Raw genomic sequence first — 26924 nt, forward strand, 5'->3', positions numbered from 1 at the left:
CCAGCACAGGTCGCCATGGAAGTCCTACGTCGTCGCATCGAAACCCAGGTCATGAGCCTCACCGGGCTGGCCCTCGGCCAGCTCGACCTGGAATCGCCCAAGGGTGATCCCGGCCTGTTCGGCCCAAAGAGCATCAGCTGGCAGGTACATGGCGACTTCCCCAGCATGTTGGTGGGCGGGATCAGCGCGTTGATGCTGCAACTGCTGCACCCGCTGGCACTGGCCGGGGTGTGGGACCATTCGAACTTCCGCCAGGATCTGCTCGGACGCCTGCGCCGTACCAGCCAGTTCATCTCCGGCACCACCTTCGGCTCGACCCGCGACGCCGAGTGGCTGATCGACAAGGTTCGCACCATCCACCTCAAGGTGACCGGCACCGCGCCCGATGGCCGTCCCTATGCGGCGAGCGACCCCGACCTGCTGACCTGGGTGCATGTGGCCGAAGTCAGCAGCTTCCTCGCCGCCCACCTGCGTTATCGCAATCCTCGCCTGCCACGCGCCGAGCAGGACGCCTACTACGACGAGATCGCGCTGATCGCCGAGCGCCTCGGCGCACGTGACGTGCCACGCTCCTGCGCCGAGGTCGACGAGTACCTGCGGCGCATGCGCCCGCAACTGCAGTGCGACGCGCGCAGCCTGGAGGTGATGGACATCCTGCTCAAGGCCCCGGCGCCCAGCCGGATGGCCGAGCCGGTGGGCAAGCTGATGCTCAACGCCGGCATCGACCTGCTGCCCGAATGGGCCAGCGAAATGCTCGGCGTGCACCAGGGCGCGTTCGAGCGGCGCATGATCCGCCTGGGCCTTAACAACACCGCCCCGGTGCTGCGCTGGGCCATGCGCGACGGTTCGGCGCACCGCGCACGGCGGCGCATGGGCATCGAATGAGGTATTTTGCTCCGTTCATCGGAACCGATTTAACGTGCCATACTCCAAGCACTCCAGCCTGATACAGACGATGCGACACATGCCCAAAGGATTGACCCGCGCTATCGGCGCACTGCTGGCCCTCGTGGCCCTGTACGGCCTGCTCGGCTTTTTCATTCTCCCCGGTGTCGCCCTGCGCATCGCCAACCAGCAACTGGCGCAATACGCCACGGTGCCGGCGCACCTGCAGCGCATCGAGCTCAACCCGTTCAGCCTTGAACTGACCCTCTGGGGCCTGCAGATCGGCGAGCCCGGCAAGGAGCAGGTCGGCTTCGAGCGCCTGTATGCCAACCTGTCCCTCGACAGCCTGTGGACCAAGGCCCTGCGCCTGGACGCCGTGGAGCTGGACAAGCCGCGCACCGAGCTGCTGTTCGCCAAGGACGGTAGCCTCAACCTGGCCCAGTTGTTCAAGATCCCGCCCAGCGAGCCCAAGCCGGAGGAGCCGCCAAGCGACCCATTCCCGCTGCGCATCGCCAGCATCAAGCTCAGCGAAGGCTACCTGCATTTCCAGGACCTGCGCCCGAGCGAGCCAATCGAGTTCCTTTACGACTCGATGAACCTGGAGCTGAAGAACCTCAGTACCCTGCCCGACGACAACGCCGACATGACCCTGGTGGCCAACGGCCCGGCTGGTGGGCGCATCGACTGGAGCGGCACCCTGAGCCTGTCGCCGATCGCCTCCGAAGGCACCCTCAAGGTCACCGACGGCAAGATGAAGCTGTTCTGGCCTTATGTGCGCGACGCCGTGCCGCTGGTGCTGGAAGACGGCATGGTCAGCCTCGACACCCACTACAAGCTCAACCTCGCCAAGGAAACCGAGCTGCTGCTCGACAACACCTCGGTGCGGGTCGCGCCCTTCGCCATCCAGGCCCCGGACGGGCGCCCGCTGGCCCGCCTGGCCAGCCTGGAGGTGAGCGAGACCTCCATCGACCTGGCCAAACAGCTGGTCACCGTCGGCAAGATCCGCAGTGAGAAGCTGGAGACCTGGGCGGCCCTGGAGAAGGACGGCCAGCTCGATTGGCAGAAGCTGTTCGCCAGCCAGCCGGCCAAGCCCACGCCCAAGGAAAAGGCAGAACCCGCAGCCGCCGAACCGACTCCGGAACAACAGGCCGCCAAGGAGCCGAGCAAACCCTGGCAGGTGCTGCTCAAGGACGTGCAGGCGCGCAACTACCTCATTCACCTGGCTGACCGTAGCCAGAAAGAGCCCGTGGCCCTGGATGTCGGCCCACTCAACCTCGACCTGCAGAACTTCGACAGCCTCAACCAGTCACCCTTCACCCTCAAGCTCGACACCGGCGTGGGCAAGCAAGGCAAGTTGCAGGCCGCGGGTCAGGTCAACCTGGCGCCAGTCAGCGCGAAACTCGACGTCGCCACCCGCGACATCGACCTGCGGGTTGCCCAGGCCTACATCAGCCCGTTCATCCGCCTGGAACTGCGCAGCGGCATGCTCTCCAGCGACCTCAAGGTCGACCTCAAGAGCACCGAGCCACTGGCCTTCAGCATCACCGGCAAGGCCCAGGCCAACCAGCTGCACACCCTGGACACCATCAAGAACCGCGATTTCGTCAAATGGCAGCAGGTCAACGTCGACGGCCTGTCCTATGTGCACGGCGATGCCCTGTCGATCGACAAGGTTACCCTGCTGCAACCCTATGCGCGCTTCATCATCAACGAAGACCGCACCACCAACGTCGACGACCTGCTGATCCCGCAACCCGCGGACAAGCCAGCCGCGGCGCCGAGCAAGCCGGCCGCGTCCAGCGGCGGCAAGGAACTGGGCATCCGTATCGGCCAGATCAGTATCAACGATGGTTCGGCCAACTTCGCGGACCTGACCCTGACCCCCAACTTCGCCACTGCCGTACAGCAGCTCAACGGCCAGATCGGTACCATCGACAACCGCAAGCCGTTGCCGGCCAAGGTGGATATCAAGGGCAAGGTGGACCGCTACGCACCGGTCACCATCAAAGGTGCGCTCAACCCGTTCAACCCGCTGGCCAGCCTGGACATCGCCACCAGCTTCAAGCGTGTCGAGCTGACCACGCTCACCCCCTACTCCGGCAAGTTCGCGGGCATGCGCATCCGCAAGGGCCGGCTGAACCTCGACCTGCACTACCTGATCACCAACGGCCAGCTCAAGGCCGAGAACAAGGTAGTGATCGAGCAATTGCAACTGGGCGAGAAGGTCGACAGCCCGGACGCCGTGGACCTGCCGATCCGCCTGGCCGTCGCCCTGCTCAAGGACACCGAGGGCAGGATCTCCATCGAGTTGCCGGTATCGGGCGACCTCAACAACCCGCAGTTCAGCGTGATGCCGATCGTCTGGCAGACCCTGCGCAACCTGGTGCTGCGCGCGGCCCAGGCGCCGTTCAAGCTGCTCGGCGGGCTGGTCGCCGGCGGCGGTTCGGAAGATTTGGGCAACGTTTCTTTCGCGGCGGGCTCCAGCGACCTTACCCCTGAAGTGCAGGCGTCCCTGGACAAGCTCGCTTCGGCCCTGAAAGAGCGCCCTGAGCTGCGCCTGGAGATCGAGGGCACCGCCGCCCAGAGCAGTGACGGCCCGCTGATCGCCCAGCAGCGCCTGGAGCGCGAGTACCAGGCCACCTGGTACAAGATCCTCCAGCGCCGCGGCGACAAGGTACCGGCCAACGCCTCGCTGCTGGTGGTGGACGATAGCGACAAGCCGGCGATGCTCGAAGGCATCTACCGTACCCGTCTCAAGCAGCAGCCACCGGCCGAGTGGGAGAAGCTGGGGCGTGACGAACGCAGCGCCAAGCTGCGCGAGGCGGTTATCAAGTCCTGGGCGGAAAGCGCCGCGCTGCTGCGCACCCTCGGCCAGGAACGCGCCAGCAGCATCAAGGACTACCTGGTGGACAAGGGCCAGCTGGAGGATGACCGGGTGTACTTCATCGACACCAATCTCGGCCAGGCAGAGAGCGATGGCCGAGTGGTGACACCGATGCATCTGGATGCCGAGTAACCCTTCACGACCGCGACGCCCTCATCGCCGGCTTGCCGGCGATGAGGGCAGCACAGGCGATCAATCCCATCAGACCAGCCGCTGCCCCGACACCGCCGGGTGATACAACGGCTGCACCTTGTTCCCCGCAGGGTCCAGCAAATGGAAGCTGCGGGCACCATCGCCATGATTGAAGGGGCGATCCAGCAGCGTCACGTCGTGGGCCTTGAAGTACTGATACCAGGCTTCGAGTTCCTCCACGCTGTCGACGATGAATCCATAGTGATCCAGGGTCTGCAGCCCGTTGGCCGCTCCGGCGCCACGTCCCAGCGACAGGTTATCGTTACCGCAGGTGAGGTAGACCAGGTCTTCGTTGGCGCGGTTCAGCACCTCCATGCCCAGCACATCCACGTAGAAGCGCTCGCATTCCTCCAGGTTGGGGACCAGCAAGGCAATATGACGCAGGCCATTCAGGCGACCTGGGCGGGCAGGTAGTTCGGACATGAGCAAGGCTCCTTTTTTGTATACAATTCAAAACAGAATCTAAAACAAAAGGAGCTTCCTGTGTACTGCCTGTTTATCAAGACACGTGTGAAACCCGGTACTGACGAAGCTTTCCTGACGGCGATCAAGGCCAATGCCGCCGCTTCGGTGGCCACCGAGCCGGGCTGCCTGGTGTTCGATGTGGCCCAGGATCGGGAGAGTCCGGATGTGATCTACCTGTACGAGATCTACCAGGACGACGCTGCATATGAGGCCCATACCCAGACGGCGCATTTCCGGGACAGCAGGCCTTTGGTGGAGCCTTTGATCGTGGAACAGGTGTGCTTCGAGAGCGATGTGATCGCACGTAATCCGGCGCTATAACGCCTTGTGTAGGAGCGGCCTTGTGCCGCGAAAGGGCTGCACAGCAGCCCCGGCAATTCGATGGTGGCTCAGAACCTGGGGCCGCTGTGCGCCCCTTTCGCGGCACAAGGCCGCTCCTACAGGGAAGCGCAAGTAAAAGCCCCGGCAGATGCCGGGGCTTGTGCTTGAAGGGGTGGCCAAATCCTTTTGGCCGACGGGACATTCCTTACTCGGACTTCAGGCCATCAGCCGAGACGGCTTGGACGCCCTTGATCTTCTTGGCGATGGCGACTGCCATATCCTTCTGCGCGTCGGTAATGGCCACGTCCGAGGACAGGGACACTACGCCTTTGTTGGTTTCGACCTTGATGTCACTGCCTGGCACGCCTTTCTCGGTCATCAGGTCAGCCTTCACCTTGGTGGTGATCCAGGTGTCGGAAGTAGCTTCCTTGGCTTTGGTCACCTCACCGGCCGCCAGCGTCATCGGGGCCTGGGTGGACTGGGCAGCGAACGCCGCGTTAGCCATGGTCAGGGTCAGAGCGGTGGCAGTAGCGGCAGCAATGGCGAACTTCTTCATGTGGGTCACTCCTGTTTTTCGAAAGGTCTGCGCCGTAGTTCCTGGCGTCAGGTAGAAGTGATGTTGCAGGGCGTGTGCCAGCTTTCCTAATAAATATTAATTCTTATAAATCAACAGCTTATCAATTCTAACCGACAGCGATGATCGTGCAATTTGCAAGCCCGGGCAAAATCCTGCATGCAAGATGCAAGTCCACAAGACAAAGCCACAGGCATAAAAAAAGGACCCCGAAGGGTCCTTCCTGTCAGCCTGGTGAGGCTTAGACGCCCGATGCCTTGGCAGCGGCAACGTCCTTGATCGACAGTTTGATACGGCCGCGGTTGTCCACGTCCAGTACCAGCACTTCGACTTCCTGGCCTTCCTTCAGCACGTCGGTGACCTTCTCGACGCGAGCATCGCTCAGCATGGAGATGTGCACCAGGCCGTCCTTGCCCGGCAGGATGTTGACGAAGGCGCCGAAGTCGACGATGCGCTCGACCTTGCCGACGTAGATCTTGCCGATCTCGGCCTCGGCGGTGATGCCCAGGATGCGCTGCTTGGCAGCGTCCGCGGCTTCCTTGGTCTCGCCGAAGATCTTGATCGAGCCGTCGTCTTCGATATCGATCGAAGCCTTGGTCTCTTCGCAGATGGCGCGGATGGTGGCGCCACCCTTGCCGATGACGTCACGGATCTTGTCGGTGTCGATCTTCATCGCGATCATGGTCGGGGCGTTGGCCGACAGCTCGGTACGCGACTCGCCGATGATCTGGTTCATCTGGCCGAGGATGTTCAGGCGCGCTTCCAGGGCCTGGCCCAGGGCGATCTCCATGATCTCTTCGGTGATGCCGTTGATCTTGATGTCCATCTGCAGCGCGGTGACGCCCTTGGCGGTACCGGCTACCTTGAAGTCCATGTCGCCCAGGTGGTCTTCGTCACCGAGGATGTCGGTCAGGACGGCAAACTTCTCGCCTTCCTTGACCAGACCCATGGCGATACCGGCAACCGGGGCTTTCATCGGCACGCCGGCATCCATCAGGGCCAGCGAGGCGCCGCAGACCGAAGCCATGGAGCTGGAACCGTTGGACTCGGTGATTTCCGACACCACGCGGATGGTGTACGGGAACACGTCGGCGGCCGGCAGCATGGCCTGGACCGAACGACGGGCCAGACGGCCGTGGCCGATTTCGCGACGGCCGGCACCGCCCATGCGACCACACTCGCCCACCGAGAACGGCGGGAAGTTGTAGTGCAGCATGAAGGGGTCTTTCTTCTCGCCTTCGAGGGTGTCCAGCAGCTGGGCGTCACGGGCAGTACCCAGGGTCGCGACGACCAGGGCCTGGGTTTCGCCGCGGGTGAACAGCGCCGAACCATGGGTCTTCGGCAGAACGCCGACTTCGATGTTCAGCGGACGCACGGTCTTGGTGTCGCGACCGTCGATACGCGGCTTGCCGTTGACGATGTTTTCGCGAACGGTGCGGTATTCGATTTCGCCGAAGATGTCTTTGACTTCACCAGCCGAAGGCTGGCCTTCTTCACCGGAGAACTTGGCGATCGCCTGATCGCGCAGCTCGCCCAGGCGGGCGTAACGGTCAGCCTTGACGGTGATGGTGTAGCCCTGGGAAACGGCTTCGCCGAACTCGGCACGGATGGCGTTGAACAGCTCGGTGTTGGCCGCAGCAGGTTTCCAGTCCCAGGTCGGCTTGGCCGCTTCGGCAGCCAGCTCTTTGACAGCCTGGATGACAGCCTGGAATTCGTCGTGGGCGAACAGTACGGCACCCAGCATCTGGTCTTCGGTCAGCTCTTTGGCTTCCGACTCAACCATCAGTACCGCATCGGAGGTACCGGCAACGACCATGTCCAGGCTCGAGGCAGCCAGTTGCTCGTAGGTCGGGTTCAGCAGGTAGCCGGTGCTTTCATGGAAGGCCACGCGGGCGGCGCCGATCGGGCCTTCGAACGGAATGCCGGAGATAGCCAGGGCAGCCGAGGTACCGATCATCGCGGCGATGTCCGGATCGGTCTTCTTGCTGGTGGAAACCACGGTGCAGACGACCTGGACTTCGTTCATGAAGCCTTCAGGGAACAGCGGGCGGATCGGACGGTCGATCAGGCGCGAGGTCAGGGTTTCCTTCTCGGAAGGACGGCCTTCACGCTTGAAGAAACCGCCTGGGATCTTGCCGGCGGCGTAGGTCTTTTCCTGGTAGTGCACGGACAGCGGGAAGAAGCCCTTGCCCGGATCAGCCTGCTTGGCGCCAACCACGGTCACCAGCACGGTGACATCGTTGTCGACGGTGACCAGCACGGCGCCGGTGGCCTGACGGGCGATGCGGCCCGTTTCGAGGGTTACGGTCGATTGACCGAACTGGAATTTCTTGATTACCGGGTTCACGGTTTCCTACCTTCTTCAGTGGCTCTTGGGGGAACTGGTTCTTGCGAATTCTTGGGCAGAACGGGGAATCGGCCCCATTGACCGTCCAGATACAACACGAGGCTGGGAGCCTGGCGCCGGGCGGATAAACCGCACGACGGACCAGGCTGCCAACCTCGCTGATCGCGTGGCGTGTCCAACGCCAGGGTTGCCGGGCAACCCTGCCGATGCATGCGACACGCCATGCAACACCACTGGCCAGACCGCTATTAGCGACGCAGGCCCAGGCGACCGATCAGGGCGCTGTAACGAGTGGTGTCTTTGCCCTTCAGGTAATCCAGCAGCTTACGACGCTGGTTGACCATACGGATCAGACCACGACGGGAGTGGTGGTCTTTATCGTTGGCCTTGAAGTGGCCTTGCAGCTTGTTGATGTTGAAGGTCAGCAGAGCAACCTGCACTTCCGGGCTACCGGTATCGCCGGCGGCTTGCTGGTAATCGGCAACAATTTGAGCTTTTTCTTCGACGCTGAGGGCCATTTGGCTTCTCCTGATAAACGGATCCCGCGAGCGGGGTCCAATAGGCCAGGGACAAGTCCCCGTATTAAAAAGAAGAGGTGTGACCGTGCCTAATAACAGCCAACCTCGTATCCACCGGTTTCAGCATAAGCCTCTACCCGTGGTTCCGGTCATTCCGACCGAATCAGTCGACGCGGCGCAACGCGCCCGTCTTCGCTCACTTCACCGATACCGATGAAGCGACCATTGTGATCCTGTACCCGGACCATGCCGAACTGCGGCGCGTCCGGCGCACGTACTGCCTGACCATGCAGCCAGTAGAACGCGCTGTGCTCGGACAGCAGCACCAGTGGCCAGTCCTGCAGCCCGCTGTCAGAAGGCATCAGGAAGCGATCGAGCGCTTCGTTGCCGCCTTCGGCGTGGGCTTGTTCGAGTTCCTCGAGCGTCACGGTCTGTGCCAGCTCGAAGGGGCCCGCCTGGGTACGACGCAGTTCGGCGACGTAGGCACCACAGCCCAGCGCCTCACCGATATCCTCCACCAGGGTGCGGATATAGGTGCCTTTGCTGCATCCAACCGAAAGGCGCGCACGGGTGCCTTCGCACTCGAGCAACTCCAAGCGGCTAATAGTAACAGAACGCGCCTCGCGCTCCACTACCTCTCCTGCACGAGCGAGCTTGTACAGCGGCTGGCCATCACGCTTGAGGGCCGAGTACATCGGCGGCACCTGGAGGATTCCACCCTTGAAACGCGGGATCACGGCCTCGATGTCGGCGCGACCAACGGTCACTTCGCGGGTCTGCAAGACTTCGCCTTCGGCATCTGCGGTGCTGGTAGTCTGCCCCATCTGCATGACCGTCTCGTAGCCCTTGTCGGAATCGAGCAGGTACTGCGAGAACTTGGTCGCCTCGCCGAAGCACAGCGGCAGCACGCCGGTGGCCAGCGGGTCGAGGCTGCCGGTGTGGCCGGCCTTTTCCGCGTTGAGCAACCAGCGAACCTTCTGCAGCGCGGCGTTGGAGGTGAACCCCAGCGGCTTGTCGAGCAGGATGATGCCGCTGACGTTGCGGCGGATACGTTTGACCTGGGCCACCGCTTACTCCTTGGCGTCCAGCTCGTCGGCATCCTTGTGCAGGCGGTCTTCGGCCACCGCACGTTCGATCAGTGCCGACAGGTGGACACCACGGCTGACGCTCTCATCGAAGTGGAAGTGCAACTGCGGCACGCTGCGCAGCTGCATCGAGCGACCCAAGTGCAGGCGCAGGAAGCTGGCGGCACTGTTCAGCGCCTTGAGCGACTGCTTCACGGCGTCGGGCGTTTCTTCGCCCATGACGGTGATGAAAACCTTGGCATGGCCCAGGTCGCGGCTGACGTCCACGGCGGTGATGGTCACCAGGCCGACACGCGGGTCTTTGACTTCACGGCGGATCAGCTCTGCCAGCTCACGCTGCATCTGATCGCCGATACGTTGGGTACGGCTGTATTCTTTTGCCATTCTTGCTACCTGTAACGTAAAGCGGCAAACGCCCGGTCAGGCTGAAGCCTGACCGGGCGCTACCTTGTGAGGCGCCGCCAGCCGCCTTACGACGGGGCCTGCGCCACGCTCGCCCCTTACAGGGTACGAGCCACCTGGACTTTCTCGAAGACTTCGATCTTGTCGCCGACCTTGACGTCGTTGTAGCTCTTGACGCCAATACCACACTCCATGCCGTTACGCACTTCGGAGGCATCGTCCTTGAAGCGACGCAGCGATTCCAGCTCGCCTTCGAAGATCACCACGTCATCGCGCAGTACGCGGATCGGACGGTTGCGGTACACGGTACCCTCGATGACCATACAGCCAGCGATGGCGCCGAACTTCGGCGAACGGAACACGTCGCGCACTTCGGCCACACCCAGGATGTTCTCGCGAACATCGCTGCCGAGCATGCCGGTCAGGGCCTTCTTGACGTCTTCGATGATGTCGTAGATCACGTTGTAGTAACGCATATCCAGACCTTCCTGCTCGACGATCTTGCGCGCGCCGGCATCGGCACGCACGTTGAAGCCGAACAGCACCGCGTTCGAGGCCAGTGCCAGGTTGGCGTCGCTCTCGGTGATACCACCGACGCCGCCACCAATGACGCGTACCTGAACTTCGTCGTTGCCCAGGCTGCCGAGCGAACCCTGCAGCGCTTCGAGGGAACCACGCACATCGGTCTTGAGGACGATGTTGAGGGTCTTCTTCTCTTCCTGACCCATGGTCTCGAAGATGTTTTCCAGCTTGCCGGCGTGCGCACGGGCCAGCTTGACCTCGCGGAACTTGCCTTGACGGAACAGCGCAACTTCACGCGCTTTCTTCTCGTCGGCAACCACCGACATCTCTTCGCCGGCGTCGGGCGTGCCGTCCAGGCCAAGGATCTCGACCGGGATCGACGGGCCGGCTTCCTTCACAGGCTTGCCGTTCTCGTCGAGCATGGCACGTACGCGGCCATAGTTCGAGCCGACCAGGACCATGTCGCCCTGACGCAGGGTACCGTCCTGAACCAGGATGGTGGCCACCGGGCCGCGACCCTTGTCCAGACGCGACTCGACCACGACACCGCGACCAGGAGCGGTCGGAGTGGCCTTGAGTTCGAGGATCTCGGCCTGCAGCAGGACAGCTTCGAGCAGTTCGTCGACGCCGGTACCCATCTTCGCCGAAACCTTGACGAACGGCGTGTCACCACCCCAGTCCTCGGAGGTCACGCCTTCGACCGACAGCTCGTTACGGATGCGATCGAGGTCGGCACCCGGCTTGTCGATCTTGTTCACCGCGACAACCAGCGGAACGCCAGCAGCTTTCGCGTGCTGAACGGCTTCGCGGGTCTGTGGCATCACACCGTCGTCCGCCGCCACCACCAGGATGACGATGTCGGTCGCCTTGGCACCACGGGCACGCATCTGGGTAAACGCAGCGTGGCCGGGGGTGTCGAGGAAGGTGACCATGCCGCGGTCGGTTTCGACGTGGTAGGCACCGATGTGCTGGGTGATACCACCGGCTTCGCCAGCGGCCACCTTGGCACGACGGATGTAGTCGAGCAGCGAGGTCTTGCCGTGGTCAACGTGGCCCATGACGGTCACGACCGGAGCACGCGAGGTGGTCTCACCTTCGAACTTCAGCGATTCGGCCAGGGAGTCTTCCAGGGCAGTGTCGCTGACCAGGGTGACCTTGTGGCCCAGCTCTTCGGCAACCAGCTGAGCGGTTTCCTGGTCGAGCACCTGGTTGATGGTGACCGGGGTGCCCAGCTTGAACATGAACTTGACGACTTCAGCGGCCTTGACCGACATCTGTTGCGCCAGTTCCGAGACGGTGATGGTCTCGCCGATGGTCACGTCACGAATGACCGGACCAGTCGGGCTCTGGAAGCCGTGCGCATTGCGCTTCTTGCCCTTGCCCTTGCCACCGCGGCCACGACGGAAGCCATCGCTTTCTTCGTCGGTGGTGCGAGGTGCGGCACGCGGAGTCGGAGCCTTTTCCTTCTCCTTGACCTTGACCTTGACCGACATGCGCGGCGCTTCGCCACGACCGGCCGCAGCCGGGCCACCACCGCGACGATCATCATCACGGGTACGGCTTTCGTTGCGACGGGTCTCGTCTTTCTTGCGCTCGGCGGCACGGGCGGCGGCGTCTTCGGACACCGGCGCGTTGGCCACTACCGGGGCAGCAGCCGGGGCAGGCTCGGCCTTGGGCGCTGGCGCCGCGGCCGGGGCCTCGGCAGCCTGACGGCGTGCCTGCTCCTCGTTGCGCTGGCGAACTTCGGCGTCAACCTTCTCGCGCGCTGCATTTTCGGCGGCGCGGCGCTCTTCCTGCTCGCGTTTCTGCTCAGCCTGGATCTCTTCCGGGCTGCGCTGCACGAATACTTTCTTCTTGCGTACTTCTACGCTGATGCTCTTGCTACCGGCGACACGCAGAGTGCTGGTGGTCTTGCGCTGCAAGGTGATCTTGCGCGGCTCTTCCGCCTTGCTCTTGTGGCTGCTCTTCAAATGAGTCAGCAGGGTCTGCTTCTCATTGTCGGTCACTACCTGACCGGCGTCGGTGTGCGGCAGACCTGCCTCACGCATCTGCTGCAGCAGGCGCTCTACCGGTGCCTCGACCTCTTGGGCCAGTTCTTTCACCGTGACTTGCGTCATGCACTTCTCTCCTCAGGCCGCGCCTAATTACTCGAACCAGTGGGCTCGGGCGGCCATGATCAACTTGCCGGCACGCTCTTCGTCGATGCCGTCGATGTCGAGCAGGTCGTCAATCGACTGCTCGGCCAGGTCTTCGCGGTTAACCACGCCGCGCACCGCCAGTTCCGCCGCCAGGTCCTTGTCCATGCCCTCGAGAGAGAGCAGGTCTTCAGCCGGATGGGCGTCTGCCAGTTTTTCTTCGGTAGCGATGGCCTTGGTCAACAAACGGTCCTTGGCTCGAGCGCGGAGCTCATTGACGATGTCCTCGTCAAAGCCATCGATGTTGAGCATTTCTTCCAACGGTACGTAGGCAATTTCTTCAAGGCTGGTGAAGCCTTCGTCGACCAGCACTTGTGCCAGCTCCTCGTCGACTTCCAGTTCCTCGATGAAGTTGCGCAGGATGTCGCCTGTCTCAGCCTGTTGCTTGGCCTGGATGTCCTTCTCGGTCATCACGTTCAGGGTCCAGGCAGTCAGCTGGCTGGCCAGGCGGACGTTCTGGCCGCCACGTCCGATGGCCTGTGCCAGGTTGTCCTCGGCCACGGCGATGTCCATCGCATGGGCATCTTCATCAACGATGATCGCGGCAACCTCTGCCGGCGACATGGCGTTGATAACGAACTGCGCCGGGTTCTCGTCCCACAGGACGATATCCACACGCTCGCCACCCAACTCGCCGGATACGGCCTGGACGCGCGAACCACGCATGCCGATACAGGCGCCTTGCGGGTCGATGCGCTTGTCCTTGGAGCGGACGGCGATCTTGGCGCGCGACCCCGGATCACGGGAGGCGGCCATGACTTCGATGAGGCCTTCGGCGATTTCCGGCACTTCGATGCGGAACAGCTCGATCAGCATCTGCGGCGCGGTGCGCGACAGGATCAGCTGAGGACCGCGGTTCTCGGTGCGGATTTCCTTGAGCAGCGCACGCAGGCGCACGCCGACACGGAAGGTCTCACGGGGAATGATGTCTTCGCGGGCCAGCAGCGCCTCGGCGTTGTTGCCCAGGTCGACGATGACGTTGTCGCGGGTGACCTTCTTCACGGTACCGGAGATGATCTCGCCCACGCGCTCGCGGTAAGCATCGACCACCTGGGCGCGCTCAGCTTCGCGAACCTTCTGCACGATGACTTGCTTGGCGGTTTGCGCAGCGATGCGACCGAACTCGATAGACTCGATCTTCTCTTCGATCACGTCGCCAACTTTGGCTTCAGGATGACTTTCCTGAATCTTTGCTGGCCAGACCTCGATTGCCGGATCATCCAGATCCGCTTCTTCGACGACCGTCCAGCGACGGAAGGTCTCGTAGCTACCGGTGTGGCGGTTGATTTCCACACGCAGGTCGACTTCGTCTTCAAAACGCTTTTTGGTTGCAGTGGCCAGGGCCACTTCCAGCGCTTCGAAAATGACGCCGGGCGGTACACCCTTTTCGTTGGATACCGATTCAACAACCAGCAGTACTTCTTTGCTCATCGTACGCCTCGCCTTGCGCAAGCCATTGGCCCCGGATCTTTCACCGGGCCCGGCACGTCTCAGTCAAAACTGGGAATAATATTGGCCTTGTCGATCGAGTCGATCGGCAACAGGAACTCGTGCTGGTCCACCTGCACCACCACATCCTGCTCCTCCACACCGCGGAGAAGGCCCTGGAAGTTACGACGGCCCTCGAAGGGCGTACGCAGCTTGATCTTCACCTGCTCGCCGGCATGCGCAGCAAACTGTTCTAAGGTGAACAGCGGGCGGTCCATGCCTGGAGAGGACACCTCGAGGGTATATTCAGAGCTGATCGGATCTTCCACATCGAGAATGGCGCTTGCCTGACGGCTGACGGCTTCGCAGTCGTCCACCAGGATCCCGTCTTCCTTGTCGATGTAGATACGCAGTACCGAATGCTTGCCTTGGGAGACGTATTCGATCCCCCAGCATTGGTAGCCCAGGCCCTCGACCACCGGGGCCAACAAGGCCTGCAACTGTTCTAGCTTGCTCGACACCTGAACCCCCTCGTGCATGCTGTGCAAATAAAAAATGGGCGAAGCGCCCATCCCTGAAAGCGCCGTTGGACAACGACGCCGAAAACTGTTCGGCTAGCAAAAAGCCCCTGAAAAGGGGCTCTGCTGAAGCTGGTTGCGGGGGCTGGATTTGAACCAACGACCTTCGGGTTATGAGCCCGACGAGCTACCAAGCTGCTCCACCCCGCGACAAAGCTGGGGCGAAAGTATAAGACTGAACCCTTTGCCGGGTCAATCCGACCTCCACCTGCAAGAAAGCCCGCTAAAGCGGGCTCTCATGCTTCAATTGGTACCGAGAAGGGGACTCGAACCCCTACACCCTATGGGCACAACCACCTCAAGGTTGCGTGTCTACCAATTCCACCACCTCGGCAATACTACTTGAAACCCGTTACTGCTGCTCTTTGGCTGGAGGAGGTACGTCACCAGTATTGGTGGTTTCACTCTTCTGCTGCTGGAGCACCGGTACATCATCATTGACTGCCGGCTTTGGCTCTTTGACTTCCAGCACTGCTGGATCTGGCAGACCAACTTGAGTCAGCTGGTGAGCCTGCTGCTTGGCGAAGTATCCTAACCCAAGTGCAGTCAAAAAGAAAGTGGCAGCAAGTATAGCAGTAACTTTACTCAAAAAGGTAGCGGAACCTTGGCTTCCGAACACAGTATTTGAAGCACCTGCGCCGAAAGATGCACCGGCTTCCGCACCTTTACCCTGTTGCAGCAGCACCATTACAACCAGTGCCAACGCTGCCAACAGATGAAAAACAACTACGACTGTTTCCAGCATTTGTTCAGTTTCCTGCGGCGCGACAAATTGCACCGAATTCGTCTGCGTTCAGGGACGCTCCACCAATGAGCCCCCCATCGATATCCGGCATGCCGAACAGTTCAGCCGCATTGGCCGCCTTCACGCTGCCGCCGTAGAGAAGTTGCACTTTTTCGGCAACTTCGGCGTCCTTCGCCGCCAACTGCTTGCGGATGGCTGCATGCACATCCTGGGCTTGCTGTGGCGAGGCCGTCAAACCAGTACCAATGGCCCAAACAGGCTCATAGGCAATAACCGCATTGGCGAAAGCCTTGATACCGAACGCGTCGATAACACTGCTTAGTTGACGCCCTACAACTTCGAGCGTCTCGCCTGCCTCACGCTCTGCAAGAGTTTCCCCTATACACAGCACTGGCGTCAAACCACTTTTCTGTGCGGCTGCAAACTTTTGATTCAGCACTTCGTCTTTTTCACCAATAATCTGGCGACGTTCGGAATGCCCAATCAAGACATATTTGCAACCGACTTCAGCCAACTGACTCGGAGCAACTTCGCCGGTCAGAGCGCCTTGTTCAGGCTGTACTGCAGAATTCTGTGCGCCTACGTTGATTCCCTTACCTTCCAAGCCATCAATCACTTGATTGATGAACAGGGATGGTGGAAACACCGCGACTTCCACTCCGCTCGGCAGGGACAATTTGCCCAAGCCCTGGGTCAGCTCTACGACGCTGGCGCGGGTACCGTGCATCTTCCAGTTACCAGCTACCATGGGGCGACGCATGCTTTACCTCGTCGGTCAAAGTGGGCGCAGATCTTACCCAACCAGATCTGCGCTGGCAAGCCTCTTTCAGGCACAAACTTCTTCGACCAGCTTGGCCAGAGCTTCGGCATGGCCACGCACCTGGTTTTCATCATCGCCTTCGACCATCACCCGCACCAGCGGCTCGGTACCGGACTTGCGCAACAGCACCCGCCCACGACCGGCCATCGCCTCGGTGGCCTTGGCGCTGGCTTCCTTGACCAGGGGGTTCTCCAGCGGGTCGTTCTTGCCGGCCGCGAAGCGCACGTTGATCAGCACCTGCGGGCATTTGCGCACGGCCTGGCGGGCCTGGGCGAGGTTTTCGCCACGGCGTTTGAGCGCCATCAGCACCTGCAGCGCGGCGATGATCGCATCACCAGTGGTGGTGTGACTGCCACAAACGACATGACCGGAATTTTCACCACCCAGCAGCCATTCGCGCTCAAGCAGTTCGGCCATGACATAGCGATCGCCCACCTTGGCCCGCACGAACGGGATATCCAGTTCCTTGAACGCCAGCTCCAGGCCCAGGTTGCTCATCAAGGTACCGACCACGCCGCCCTGCAGCTTGCCACGCTCCTGCATGTCGCGACCGATGATGAACAGCAGCTCGTCCCCGTCGACGATGGCACCGGTGTGATCGACCATCAGCACGCGGTCGCCGTCGCCGTCGAAGGCGATGCCGAGATCCGCATGGCCGACCAGGACCGCCGCCTGCAGCGATTCGATATGGGTCGAACCGCAGCCCTCGTTGATGTTCAGACCATCCGGGGCGGCGTGCAGCACGGTGACATCGGCACCCAACTCACGGAACACGCTCGGCGCGACCTTGTAGGTGGCGCCATGGGCGCAGTCCACGACGATCTTCAGGCCTTCGAAGCTGGTGCTGCTGGGCACGCTGCTCTTGCAGAACTCGATGTAGCGCCCCGCCGCGTCATTGATGCGCGAGACCTTGCCCAGCTTGCTGGACTCGACGACATTCATCGGCTGGTCGAGCAGCTCCTCGATCATCAGCTCGACTTCGTCCGGCAGCTTGGTGCCAGCACCGGAGAAGAACTTGATGCCATTGTCGTCATGGGGGTTGTGCGAGGCGCTGATGACGATACCGGCCTCGGCATGGAAGGTGCGGGTCAGGTAGGCGATGGCCGGCGTCGGCATCGGGCCGAGCAGCATCACGTCGGCACCGGCCGCGGACAGGCCTGCCTCGAGCGCGGATTCGAACATGTAGCCGGAGATCCGCGTGTCCTTGCCCACCAATACGCGGCAGGTGCCCTGCTTGCGGAAGGCCATGCCGGCGGCCCAGCCGAGTTTCAGCATGAAGTCCGGGGTGATCGGGAATTGGCCTACGCGACCACGGATACCATCGGTACCAAAGTATTTTCTGCTCATAGTGACTCCAATGTTCTTATTCGGCGTTCTGGACCGCGGCGATCATGCGCACGACATCGACGGTTTCGGCGACATCGTGTACCCGCAGAATACTCGCGCCCTTGGTCATGGCCAGGGCGGCCAGGGCCAGACTGCCGTAGAGCCGCTCGCCGACCGGACGGTCCAGCGCGAGGCCGATCATGCTCTTGCGCGAGACACCCACCAAGAGTGGCCGCCCCAGGCGATAGAGCGCTTCCATGTGTTTGAAAAGGCTGAGGTTATGCTCAAGGGTCTTGGCAAAGCCGAACCCTGGGTCGAGGATGATGCGCTCAGCCCCGATGCCGGCCGCCGCGCAGGCGGCCATACGCTGTTCAAGATAGCGCGTTACATCGGCTGTCACATCCTCGTACTGCGGATTGTCCTGCATGGTGCCCGGCTCGCCACGCATGTGCATCAGGCACACCGGCAGGCCGGTATCGGCCGCCGCATCGAGGGCGCCATCGCGCTCCAGGGCGCGCACATCGTTGATCAGCCCCGCACCAAGGCGGGCCGTCTCGCGCATGACCGAAGGCGTGGAGGTGTCGACCGAGATGATCACATCGAGCCGACTGCTGATCGCTTCGACGATCGGCGCTACACGCTCCAGCTCCTCGATGGGCGATACCGCACGCGCCCCCGGACGGGTGGACTCGCCACCTACGTCGATCAGGGTCGCACCGGCCGCTACCATCTCCTCGGCATGGCGCAAGGCCACATCGCGCTGGCTGAAGCGCCCACCATCGGAGAACGAGTCTGGGGTGACGTTGAGGATACCCATGACATGGGTACGGGACAAATCAAGAACCCGGTTGCCGCAAGGCAACCGGGTCGGGTACTGCGTCAAGCTCATAGATACCCTTAGTGTTGAGCCGCTGGACCGCCGATCGGCGACTCCGGACGATCATCCTGGGAAGCCTGGTTGCCGGAGGTACCGGAATCATTGTCCCAGTCACGCGGCTCGCGCGGGGTACGACCTGCCATGATGTCGTCGATCTGGTCGGCATCGATGGTTTCGTACTTCATCAAGGCCTCGGCCATGGCGTCGAGCTTGTCACGGTTGTCGGTGAGGATCTGCTTGGCCGTGGCGTAGCACTGATCGATGATGCTGCGCACCTCGGAGTCGATCATCTTGGCAGTCTCGCCCGAGACGCTGGCATGCTGGCTCCCCGCGCTGCGACCGAGGAACACCTCGCCCTCTTCTTCGGCGTACATCAGCGGGCCGAGTTTCTCGGACAGGCCCCACTTGGTGACCATGTTCCGGGCGATCTGGCTGGCGCGCATGATGTCGTTGGAGGCCCCGGTGGTGACACCGTCGAAGCCCAGGGTCATCTCTTCGGCGATACGGCCACCGTACAGCGAGCAGATCTGGCTGATCAGCGCGCGCTTGGACAGGCTGTAGCGATCCTCTTCCGGCAGGAACATGGTCACGCCCAGGGCACGGCCACGGGGAATGATCGACACCTTGTAGACCGGGTCGTGCTCGGGAACGACGCGACCGACGATGGCGTGGCCCGCCTCGTGGTACGCGGTGTTCTGCTTCTCTTTCTCGGACATGACCATGGTCTTGCGCTCGGCGCCCATCATGATCTTGTCTTTGGCCAGTTCGAATTCCTTCATTTCGACCACGCGCTTGCTGGACCGCGCGGCGAACAACGACGCCTCGTTGACCAGGTTGGCCAGGTCGGCACCGGAGAAGCCTGGCGTACCACGGGCGATGACCGCCGCGTTGACGTTCTCGCCGATCGGCACCTTGCGCATGTGCACCTTGAGGATCTGTTCGCGACCGCGGATGTCCGGCAGGCCGACCACCACCTGGCGATCGAAGCGACCGGGACGCAGCAGCGCCGGGTCGAGCACGTCGGGACGGTTGGTCGCGGCGATGACGATGATGCCATCGTTCATTTCGAAGCCGTCCATCTCGACCAGCAACTGGTTCAGGGTCTGTTCGCGCTCGTCGTGACCGCCGCCCATGCCGGCGCCACGGTGGCGACCGACGGCGTCGATCTCGTCAATGAAGATGATGCACGGCGCGTGCTTCTTGGCCTGCTCGAACATGTCGCGAACACGGCTGGCACCCACGCCGACGAACATCTCGACGAAGTCGGAACCGGAAATGGTGAAGAACGGTACCTTGGCCTCACCGGCAATGGCCTTGGCCAGCAGGGTCTTACCAGTACCGGGCGGACCGACCATCAGCACGCCGCGAGGGATGCGGCCGCCCAGGCGCTGGAACTTGCCCGGGTCGCGCAGGAACTCGACCAGCTCGCCAACCTCTTCCTTGGCCTCGTCGCAACCCGCGACGTCAGCCAGGGTGGTTTTCACCTGGTCTTCGGACAACAGGCGCGCCTTGCTCTTGCCGAAGCTCATCGGCCCGCCCTTGCCACCAGCGCCGCCCTGCATCTGGCGCATGAAGAACATGAACACGGCGATGATCACCAGGATCGGGAAGCTCGCCACCAGCAACTGGGTCCAGATGCTCTGCTGCTCAGGCTGCTTGCCTTCGACGGTGACGTGGTTGTCCACCAGGTCGCCGATCAGGCCGTTATCCGTGATGGCTGGGCGGACGGTCTTGAAGTTGTCGCCGTCAGTGCGCTTGCCGGTAATGATGTAGCCGTCGACGGTCACGCGCTCGACCTTGCCATCCTTGACCTGCTGGATGAAGTCGGAATAGTTGAGGGTCTGCGGCTCGTTAGGGCTCGAGAAGTTGTTCATCACCGTCACCAGGACGGCGGCGATGATCAACCAGAGGATCAGATTCTTTGCCATGTCGTTCAATTCGCTACCCTCTGAGGCCGGCGCACGACGCAGCCGTGCCTCGCATGATATTCATCGCCCTAACTTACTACATTACCCACGCATCCGCAGGCACCGTCTGTAACCCTTTGTGAAAGCTAGACTACACGAAGTTCGGACGATCCAGACGGGGCCGCCGATTGGAAATAACTATCGGCAACCCCGCAACACGCCTTTCATGCGCCCTTGAAACCCTTGCCCAGTAGGTACTGTTCGCGGGAGCGATCCCGCGAGGACGACGGCTTGCGCATCTGCACCTTGTCGAACTTGCTGCGCACGTCCTTCAGGTACATGTCGAAACCCTCGCCCTGGAAGATCTTGATCAGGAAATCCCCGCCGGGCTTGAGCACGCGGGTCGCCAGATCCAGGGCCAGTTCGCAGAGGAACATGGCGCGCGGCATGTCCACCGCGGGCGTACCACTCATATTGGGGGCCATATCGGAAATCACAAGGTCTACATGCGAATCACCGACCGCCTGCAGGATCTGCTGCAGCACTTCGTCCTGGGTAAAGTCGCCCTGGATGAAGGTAACGTCCGGGATCGAGTCCATTTCCAGGATGTCCGAGGCGATCAACCGCCCTTGGCCACCAATCAGACGACTGGTCACCTGCGACCAGCCACCGGGTGCTGCGCCGAGGTCGATCACGCTCATGCCGGGGCGGATCAGGCGGTCTTTTTCCTGGATCTCCAGCAGTTTGTAGCTCGCACGCGAGCGGTAGCCATCCTTCTGCGCCTGTTTCACAAAAGGATCGTTGAAATGCTCTCGCAGCCAGTTTGCGCTGCTTTTGGAACGTTGTACCACGGGGCACCTCGATGATATGCGTCGTGTTTGACTGGGCGGAGCCAGGGGCCCTCGGGTAAAATGCCCGTCAATTTTACAGAATCAGACGAAAAGGGTCAGATTATGCCGCTCAATAACGAGCAGAAGAAGCAATACAAGTCCATTGGTCATGACCTGAAGCCGGTCCTGATCGTTGCTGGCAACGGTTTGAATGAAGGGGTGATCGCCGAACTGGAACGCGCCCTGGTCGATCACGAGCTGATCAAGGTCGAGATTCGCTCGGAAGATCGCGAGGAACGCGCCGAGACCATCGCCGCACTGTGCAAGGCCGGCCGCGCCGAACTGGTGCAGACCATCGGCAAGAAAGCGCTGATCTACCGCAAGAACCCACAGCCGAACAAGCAGCTGTCCAACATTCACCGTTACAAGTAACGCCCAGGACAGCGCAATACCCATGTAGGAGCGGCCTTGTGCCGCGAAAGGGCTGCGAAGCGGCCCCAGGTATCAGCTTCGTTGCAGATAATACTGGGGCCGCTTTGCGGCCCTTTCGCGGCACAAGGCCGCTCCTACAAAGGCCGCGTCACACTTCGGCTACCGCCGTGCCCTGACCGGGACCGGCTGGGCCACCAGCACGATGCCGGAGAAGCCCAGCACCAGGAAGCAGAACATCTGCCAACGCTCGCCCACGGAAATCCCGTAGCGCAGCGTGTAGTAGCTGACGCAGGCGCCGAAGCCGAGCAGCAGCATCTGACCGCGGAATTGCCGCCACCAGGCCGCCAGGCCATCCACCCTCGCCAGCACCGCCAACTGGGTCAACAACCCGAGCATGGCCACACCAATCAACCAGCGGTCGATCTGCGCAGCCACGTCGTGCACCAGCAACGGCGCCAGGCCGCTGACCTTGAGCGCAGGCACCAGCCCCACGTGGAACACCCACAGGCCGCCGACCCAGAACACCTGGGCCAGCTGCCAGAGGATCCCCTCGAGGGATGGCGCCCGCAAGCGCCGGTCAGATGTGCTTGACTTCGACAATCTCGTACTCGACCGTGCCGCTTGGCGTCTTGACGACGACAGTATCACCTTCTTCCTTGCCGATGATGGCACGGGCGATCGGCGCACCGCTGGAGAGCTTGCCCTGCTTCACGTCGGCTTCGTCCTCGCCGACGATCTGGTAGGTCACCTCTTCATCGGTCTCGGTGTTCGCCAGCACCACGGTGGTACCGAAGATCACCTTGCCGGTGTGGGCGATGGTGGTGACGTCGATCACCACCGAGTTCTGCAGACGGCCTTCGATATCGCGGATACGCGCCTCGACCATGCCCTGCTCCTCGCGGGCGGCGTGATACTCGGCGTTTTCCTTGAGGTCGCCCAGCTCGCGGGCCTCGCCGATCGCCTGGCTCAGGCGCGGACGCTCGGTCTTGCTCAGGAACAGATGCTCTTCCTCCAGGGCGCGAGCGCCCTGGACGGTCATCGGGTACTTGGTAATGCTCATGCTTTAAGTCCTGCATGCAGATCCTGCAGGCGACGAACGGTCTTTTCCGGACCGAATTTCAGCGCCTCGCAGATGGCTTCACCGGCCGCAATGGTGGTGGTGCAGTAGATCTTGTGCTGCAACGCATTGCGACGAATCGAGTAGGAGTCGGCGATCGACTGACGGCCTTCGGTGGTGTTGATGATCAGCGACACTTCGTCGTTCTTGATCATGTCGACCACGTGCGGACGACCCTCGGTCACCTTGTTCACGCGACGCACTTTCAGGCCAGCCGCCTCGATCACCTTGGCGGTGCCGACAGTGGCGACCACTTCGAAGCCCAGGGCGATCAGGTCGCGGGCGACGCCTGCCACCTGCGGCTTGTCGTCGTCACGCACGCTGATGAACGCGGTACCGCCGGTCGGCAGCACTTCGCTGGCACCCATCTGGGCCTTGGCGAAGGCTTCGCCGAAGCTGTCGCCGACACCCATGACTTCACCAGTCGATTTCATCTCAGGGCCGAGGATCGGGTCAACCCCCGGGAACTTGGCGAACGGGAAGACGGCTTCCTTGACGCTGTAGAAGTTCGGGATGATTTCCTCGGTGAAGCCCAGCTCCTTCAGGGTTTTACCGGCCATGACACGGGCCGCGATCATCGCCAGGGAAGTGCCGATGCACTTGGAGACGAACGGCACGGTACGCGAGGCGCGCGGGTTGACCTCGATCACGTAGATCTTGTCGCCCTGCAGGGCCAGCTGCACGTTCATCAGGCCGACCACGCCCAGCTCCAGGGCCATTTTCTTGACCTGGACGCGGACTTCGTCCTGCACTTCCTTGCTCAGCGAGTAAGGTGGCAGCGAGCACGCCGAGTCACCGGAGTGAACACCGGCCTGCTCGATGTGCTGCATGATCGCGCCAATCACCACGTCGGTGCCGTCGCAGACCGCATCCACGTCCATTTCGATGGCGCAGTTGAGGAAGTGGTCGAGCAGCACCGGGCTGTCGTTGGACACCTGGACCGCTTCGCGCAGGTAGCGCTTGAGCTCGTCCAGCTCGTAGACGATCTCCATGGCGCGGCCGCCCAGCACGTAGGACGGACGAACCACCAGCGGGTAGCCGATCTTGCCAGCGGCAGCGATGGCTTCGTCTTCGCTGCGAACGGTAGCGTTTGGCGGCTGCAGCAGGTTCAGGCGCTGGACCATCTGCTGGAAGCGCTCACGGTCTTCGGCGCGGTCGATGGCGTCCGGGCTGGTACCGATGATCGGTACGCCGGCTTCTTCCAGGGCACGGGCCAGTTTCAGCGGGGTCTGGCCGCCGTAGTGGACGATGACGCCCTTCGGCTTCTCGACGCGGCAGACTTCCAGCACGTCTTCCAGGGTCAGCGGCTCGAAGTACAGACGGTCGGAGGTGTCGTAGTCGGTGGAGACGGTTTCCGGGTTGCAGTTGACCATGATGGTCTCGTAACCGTCTTCACGCAGCGCCAGTGCGGCGTGCACGCAGCAATAGTCGAACTCGATGCCTTGGCCGATACGGTTCGGGCCGCCACCCAGGATCATGATCTTGTCGCGGGTCGACGGGTTGGCCTCGCACTCTTCCTCATAGGTCGAGTACAGGTAGGCGGTGTCGGTGGCGAACTCGGCGGCGCAGGTGTCGACGCGCTTGTACACCGGGAACACTTCCAGCTTGTGGCGGTGACGGCGCAGGTTCTTGTCGGTGATGCCGAGCAGCTTGGCCAGGCGCTGGTCCGAGAAGCCCTTGCGCTTGAGGCGCAGCATGTAGTCCTTGTCGATCGACGACAGGGCCAGGGTCTTGACCTTCTCTTCTTCCTTGATCAGGTCTTCCATCTGCACCAGGAACCACAGGTCGATGCCGGTCAGGGCAAAGATTTCCTCGATGGTCATGCCCGAACGCATGGCGTCGGCAACGTACCAGATGCGCTCGGCGCCTGGCACGGTCAGCTCGCGCTTGAGGATGCCGGCAGCCTCAGGGCTGGCCAGGTCGACTTTCGGGTCGAGGCCGCAGGCGCCGACTTCCAGGCCGCGCAGGGCTTTCTGCAGGGACTCCTGGAAGGTGCGGCCGATGGCCATGACTTCACCCACGGATTTCATCTGGGTGGTCAGGCGGGCGTCGGCTTTCGGGAATTTCTCGAAGGCGAAGCGCGGCAGCTTGGTGACGACGTAGTCGATCGACGGCTCGAAGGACGCTGGGGTACGGCCGCCGGTGATGTCGTTCTGCAGCTCGTCGAGGGTGTAACCGATGGCCAGCTTGGCAGCGATCTTGGCGATCGGGAAACCGGTAGCTTTCGATGCCAGGGCCGAGGAACGCGAAACGCGCGGGTTCATCTCGATCACGACCATGCGGCCGGTATTCGGGCAGATACCGAACTGCACGTTGGAACCGCCGGTCTCGACACCGATTTCACGCAGCACCGCCAGCGAGGCGTTGCGCATGATCTGGTATTCCTTGTCGGTCAGGGTCTGTGCCGGGGCAACGGTGATCGAGTCACCGGTGTGCACGCCCATCGGGTCGAAGTTCTCGATCGAGCAGACGATGATGCAGTTGTCCTTCTTGTCGCGGACCACCTCCATCTCGTATTCCTTCCAGCCGATCAGCGATTCGTCGATCAGCAGTTCCTTGGTTGGCGACAGGTCCAGACCACGGGTGCAGATTTCTTCGAACTCTTCACGGTTGTAGGCGATACCACCGCCAGTGCCGCCCATGGTGAACGACGGACGGATGATGCATGGGAAGCCGAGCTTCTCGAGAACCGCATTGGCCTCTTCCATGCTGTGGGCGATACCGGAGCGCGGGCACTCCAGGCCGATGTCCTTCATCGCCTTGTCGAAGCGCGAACGGTCTTCGGCCTTGTCGATGGTGTCGGCGTTGGCACCGATCATCTCGACGCCGAACTTTTCCAGGACGCCGTGACGCTCCAGGTCCAGGGCGCAGTTCAGTGCGGTCTGGCCACCCATGGTCGGCAGCACTGCGTCCGGGCGCTCTTTCTCGATGATCTTGGCCACCGACTGCCATTTGATCGGCTCGATGTAGGTGGCGTCGGCCATGGCCGGATCGGTCATGATGGTGGCCGGGTTGGAGTTCACCAGGATGACGCGAAAACCTTCCTCGCGCAGGGCTTTGCAGGCCTGGGCGCCGGAGTAGTCGAATTCGCAGGCCTGGCCGATCACGATCGGGCCAGCGCCGAGAATCAGGATGCTTTTGATGTCTGTACGTTTTGGCATGGTTGTCACTCAAATCCGGGGTCAGTCGGCAAGCCGCTTTGAACAATCTGGGTCAGGCGCTTCCGGGCGCGGCGCGAGCCGGCCCGGGGCCTTGAAGCAGGATGCTCAGCGGCGCTTGGCCATGGCATCGGTGAAACGATCGAACAGTGGCGCGACGTCGGTCGGGCCTGGGCTCGCTTCAGGGTGACCCTGGAAGCTGAACGCGCTCTTGTCGGTACGCTCGATACCCTGCAGGGTACCGTCGAACAGCGACTTGTGGATGGCGCGCACGTTGCCCGGCAGGGTGGCTTCGTCGACGGCGAAACCGTGGTTCTGGCTGGTGATCATGACCACGCCGGTGTCCAGGTCCTGGACCGGGTGGTTGGCACCGTGGTGGCCGTGGCCCATCTTCACGGTCTTGGCGCCGGAGGCCAGGGCCAGCAGCTGGTGGCCCAGGCAGATACCGAACACCGGGATCTCGGTCTCGAGGATTTCCTTGATCGCCTGGATCGCGTAGTCGCACGGCTCGGGATCGCCAGGGCCGTTGGACAGGAACACGCCATCAGGATTGAGCGCCAGGACTTCGCTGGCCGGGGTCTGGGCGGGCACCACGGTGACGCGGCAGCCACGGGCGACCAGCATGCGCAGGATGTTCAGCTTGACGCCGTAGTCGAAGGCGACGACGTGGTACGGCAGGTCGGCGGCGTCAATGGTCGGGTGGCTGTCGGTCTTCAGCTCCCAGACGCTGGAGCGCCACTCGTAGCGCTCCTTGGTCGAGACCACCTTGGCCAGGTCCATGCCCTTCAGGCCCGGGAAGGCGCGGGCAGCGGCGATGGCGGCTTCTTCGCTGATGTTGTCGCCAGCCAGGATGCAGCCGTTCTGGGCGCCTTTCTCACGCAGGATGCGGGTCAGGCGACGGGTGTCGATACCGGCAATGGCGACGACGTTGTTGGCTTTCAGGTATTCAGGCAGGGACTGGGTGTTGCGCCAGTTGCTGGCCAGCAGCGGCAGATCGCGAATCACCAGGCCCGCGGACCAGACGCGATTCGATTCGGCGTCTTCGGCGGTGGTGCCGGTGTTGCCGATGTGCGGGTAAGTCAGGGTAACGATTTGCTGGGCGTAGGAAGGGTCTGTGAGGATTTCCTGGTAGCCGGTCATTGCAGTATTGAACACGACCTCACCAACGGTCTGACCGTCGGCTCCAATGGCTTCACCGCGAAAAATGCTGCCATCGGCAAGGGCGAGTATGGCTGGCTTAGTCAAGAAGACCTCCCGTAAATCAAGCCTGAAAGGGCGATCGCAGGTTGCAAAAAAGCGGAATGACGTATGGACAC

At 62.1% G+C, this 26924-nt stretch carries 23 protein-coding genes and 2 tRNA genes; 4 read left to right on the plus strand and 21 right to left on the minus strand.

Translation table 11 applies throughout. The annotated features are described in order from the left end of the window. The first annotated feature begins 15 nt into the window (after positions 1–15). Together NMG10_RS10895 and NMG10_RS10900 are read left to right on the plus strand one after the other, a co-directional pair. On the plus strand, positions 16–885 hold the full coding sequence (locus tag NMG10_RS10895; protein ID WP_254464334.1) for an oxygenase MpaB family protein: 870 nt from the start codon (positions 16–18) through the stop codon (positions 883–885). 79 nt (positions 886–964) lie between these two features. Beyond that, positions 965–3901: a DUF748 domain-containing protein gene (locus NMG10_RS10900; RefSeq protein WP_232856608.1), complete on the plus strand. Its 2937-nt coding sequence runs from the start codon at positions 965–967 to the stop codon at positions 3899–3901. A gap of 69 nt (positions 3902–3970) precedes the next feature. Here NMG10_RS10900 and NMG10_RS10905 read toward each other — a convergent pair whose 3' ends face one another. Beyond that, positions 3971–4384, minus strand: coding sequence for a VOC family protein (locus NMG10_RS10905; protein ID WP_254464335.1), 414 nt, complete (start codon positions 4382–4384; stop codon positions 3971–3973). A 60-nt stretch (positions 4385–4444) separates the two neighbouring features. Between NMG10_RS10905 and NMG10_RS10910 the strand changes: the two genes are divergently transcribed. Continuing rightward, positions 4445–4747 carry a putative quinol monooxygenase gene (locus NMG10_RS10910; RefSeq protein ID WP_232856607.1) on the plus strand — a complete coding sequence of 101 codons (303 nt, stop codon included), beginning with the start codon at positions 4445–4447 and terminating at the stop codon, positions 4745–4747. Between the two features lie 205 nt (positions 4748–4952). Here NMG10_RS10910 and NMG10_RS10915 read toward each other — a convergent pair whose 3' ends face one another. The 16 genes from NMG10_RS10915 to rlmE all read right to left on the minus strand — a co-directional run bounded on the left by NMG10_RS10915 (position 4953) and on the right by rlmE (position 20922). After that, on the minus strand, positions 4953–5303 hold the full coding sequence (locus NMG10_RS10915; RefSeq protein WP_050706982.1) for a BON domain-containing protein: 351 nt from the start codon (positions 5301–5303) through the stop codon (positions 4953–4955). A 259-nt stretch (positions 5304–5562) separates the two neighbouring features. Beyond that, a complete protein-coding gene (pnp, locus tag NMG10_RS10920; RefSeq protein ID WP_232856606.1) occupies positions 5563–7668 on the minus strand; it encodes a polyribonucleotide nucleotidyltransferase in 2106 nt (701 codons plus the stop codon). A gap of 248 nt (positions 7669–7916) precedes the next feature. Then, positions 7917–8186, minus strand: coding sequence for a 30S ribosomal protein S15 (rpsO, locus tag NMG10_RS10925; RefSeq protein ID WP_203648087.1), 270 nt, complete (start codon positions 8184–8186; stop codon positions 7917–7919). Positions 8187–8335: 149 nt separating this feature from the next. Beyond that, complete coding sequence (gene truB, locus NMG10_RS10930; protein WP_203648088.1) at positions 8336–9253, minus strand: tRNA pseudouridine(55) synthase TruB; 918 nt, start codon at positions 9251–9253, stop codon at positions 8336–8338. 3 nt (positions 9254–9256) lie between these two features. Beyond that, positions 9257–9655 (minus strand): 30S ribosome-binding factor RbfA, encoded by a 399-nt coding sequence (rbfA, locus tag NMG10_RS10935; protein ID WP_028691251.1) that lies wholly within the window; start codon positions 9653–9655, stop codon positions 9257–9259. 116 nt (positions 9656–9771) lie between these two features. Further along, complete coding sequence (gene infB, locus NMG10_RS10940) at positions 9772–12312, minus strand: translation initiation factor IF-2 (protein ID WP_110735084.1); 2541 nt, start codon at positions 12310–12312, stop codon at positions 9772–9774. A 27-nt stretch (positions 12313–12339) separates the two neighbouring features. Continuing rightward, on the minus strand, positions 12340–13821 hold the full coding sequence (gene nusA, locus NMG10_RS10945; protein ID WP_050706987.1) for a transcription termination factor NusA: 1482 nt from the start codon (positions 13819–13821) through the stop codon (positions 12340–12342). 59 nt (positions 13822–13880) lie between these two features. Further along, positions 13881–14339: a ribosome maturation factor RimP gene (rimP, locus tag NMG10_RS10950; RefSeq protein ID WP_036986186.1), complete on the minus strand. Its 459-nt coding sequence runs from the start codon at positions 14337–14339 to the stop codon at positions 13881–13883. Between the two features lie 130 nt (positions 14340–14469). After that, positions 14470–14546, minus strand: a tRNA-Met gene (locus tag NMG10_RS10955). 98 nt (positions 14547–14644) lie between these two features. Next, positions 14645–14730: transfer RNA gene (locus NMG10_RS10960), tRNA-Leu, on the minus strand. Between the two features lie 18 nt (positions 14731–14748). Further along, on the minus strand, positions 14749–15141 hold the full coding sequence (gene secG, locus NMG10_RS10965; RefSeq protein WP_203648089.1) for a preprotein translocase subunit SecG: 393 nt from the start codon (positions 15139–15141) through the stop codon (positions 14749–14751). Between the two features lie 4 nt (positions 15142–15145). Beyond that, positions 15146–15901, minus strand: a complete 756-nt coding sequence (gene tpiA / locus NMG10_RS10970; protein WP_203648090.1) for a triose-phosphate isomerase — start codon at positions 15899–15901, stop codon at positions 15146–15148. Between the two features lie 66 nt (positions 15902–15967). Then, a complete protein-coding gene (gene glmM, locus NMG10_RS10975) occupies positions 15968–17308 on the minus strand; it encodes a phosphoglucosamine mutase (protein WP_203648091.1) in 1341 nt (446 codons plus the stop codon). A 16-nt stretch (positions 17309–17324) separates the two neighbouring features. Then, a complete protein-coding gene (folP, locus tag NMG10_RS10980; RefSeq protein ID WP_203648092.1) occupies positions 17325–18176 on the minus strand; it encodes a dihydropteroate synthase in 852 nt (283 codons plus the stop codon). A gap of 8 nt (positions 18177–18184) precedes the next feature. Then, the gene (gene ftsH, locus NMG10_RS10985; RefSeq protein WP_203648093.1) at positions 18185–20092 is read right to left on the minus strand and encodes an ATP-dependent zinc metalloprotease FtsH; all 1908 of its coding nucleotides are present in this window, start codon (positions 20090–20092) and stop codon (positions 18185–18187) included. A gap of 203 nt (positions 20093–20295) precedes the next feature. Next, positions 20296–20922 carry a 23S rRNA (uridine(2552)-2'-O)-methyltransferase RlmE gene (gene rlmE / locus NMG10_RS10990; protein ID WP_011532133.1) on the minus strand — a complete coding sequence of 209 codons (627 nt, stop codon included), beginning with the start codon at positions 20920–20922 and terminating at the stop codon, positions 20296–20298. A gap of 102 nt (positions 20923–21024) precedes the next feature. Between rlmE and yhbY the strand changes: the two genes are divergently transcribed. Beyond that, positions 21025–21333: a ribosome assembly RNA-binding protein YhbY gene (gene yhbY / locus NMG10_RS10995; protein WP_050706991.1), complete on the plus strand. Its 309-nt coding sequence runs from the start codon at positions 21025–21027 to the stop codon at positions 21331–21333. A 159-nt stretch (positions 21334–21492) separates the two neighbouring features. Here yhbY and NMG10_RS11000 read toward each other — a convergent pair whose 3' ends face one another. The 4 genes from NMG10_RS11000 to carA all read right to left on the minus strand — a co-directional run bounded on the left by NMG10_RS11000 (position 21493) and on the right by carA (position 26853). Next, positions 21493–21933, minus strand: a complete 441-nt coding sequence (locus NMG10_RS11000; protein WP_011532132.1) for a hypothetical protein — start codon at positions 21931–21933, stop codon at positions 21493–21495. Then, a complete protein-coding gene (greA, locus tag NMG10_RS11005) occupies positions 21911–22393 on the minus strand; it encodes a transcription elongation factor GreA (RefSeq protein WP_011532131.1) in 483 nt (160 codons plus the stop codon). The genes NMG10_RS11000 and greA overlap by 23 nt, the downstream gene beginning before the upstream one ends. Further along, entirely contained in the window at positions 22390–25611 is a 3222-nt protein-coding gene (gene carB, locus NMG10_RS11010) for a carbamoyl-phosphate synthase large subunit (RefSeq protein ID WP_232856603.1), read from the minus strand. The genes greA and carB overlap by 4 nt, the downstream gene beginning before the upstream one ends. Positions 25612–25716: 105 nt before the next feature. Continuing rightward, a complete protein-coding gene (gene carA / locus NMG10_RS11015) occupies positions 25717–26853 on the minus strand; it encodes a glutamine-hydrolyzing carbamoyl-phosphate synthase small subunit (protein ID WP_232856602.1) in 1137 nt (378 codons plus the stop codon). Positions 26854–26924: the final 71 nt, after the last annotated feature.

This window comes from Pseudomonas sp. DVZ6, from assembly GCF_024259445.1.
GTDB lineage: Bacteria > Pseudomonadota > Gammaproteobacteria > Pseudomonadales > Pseudomonadaceae > Aquipseudomonas > Aquipseudomonas peradeniyensis.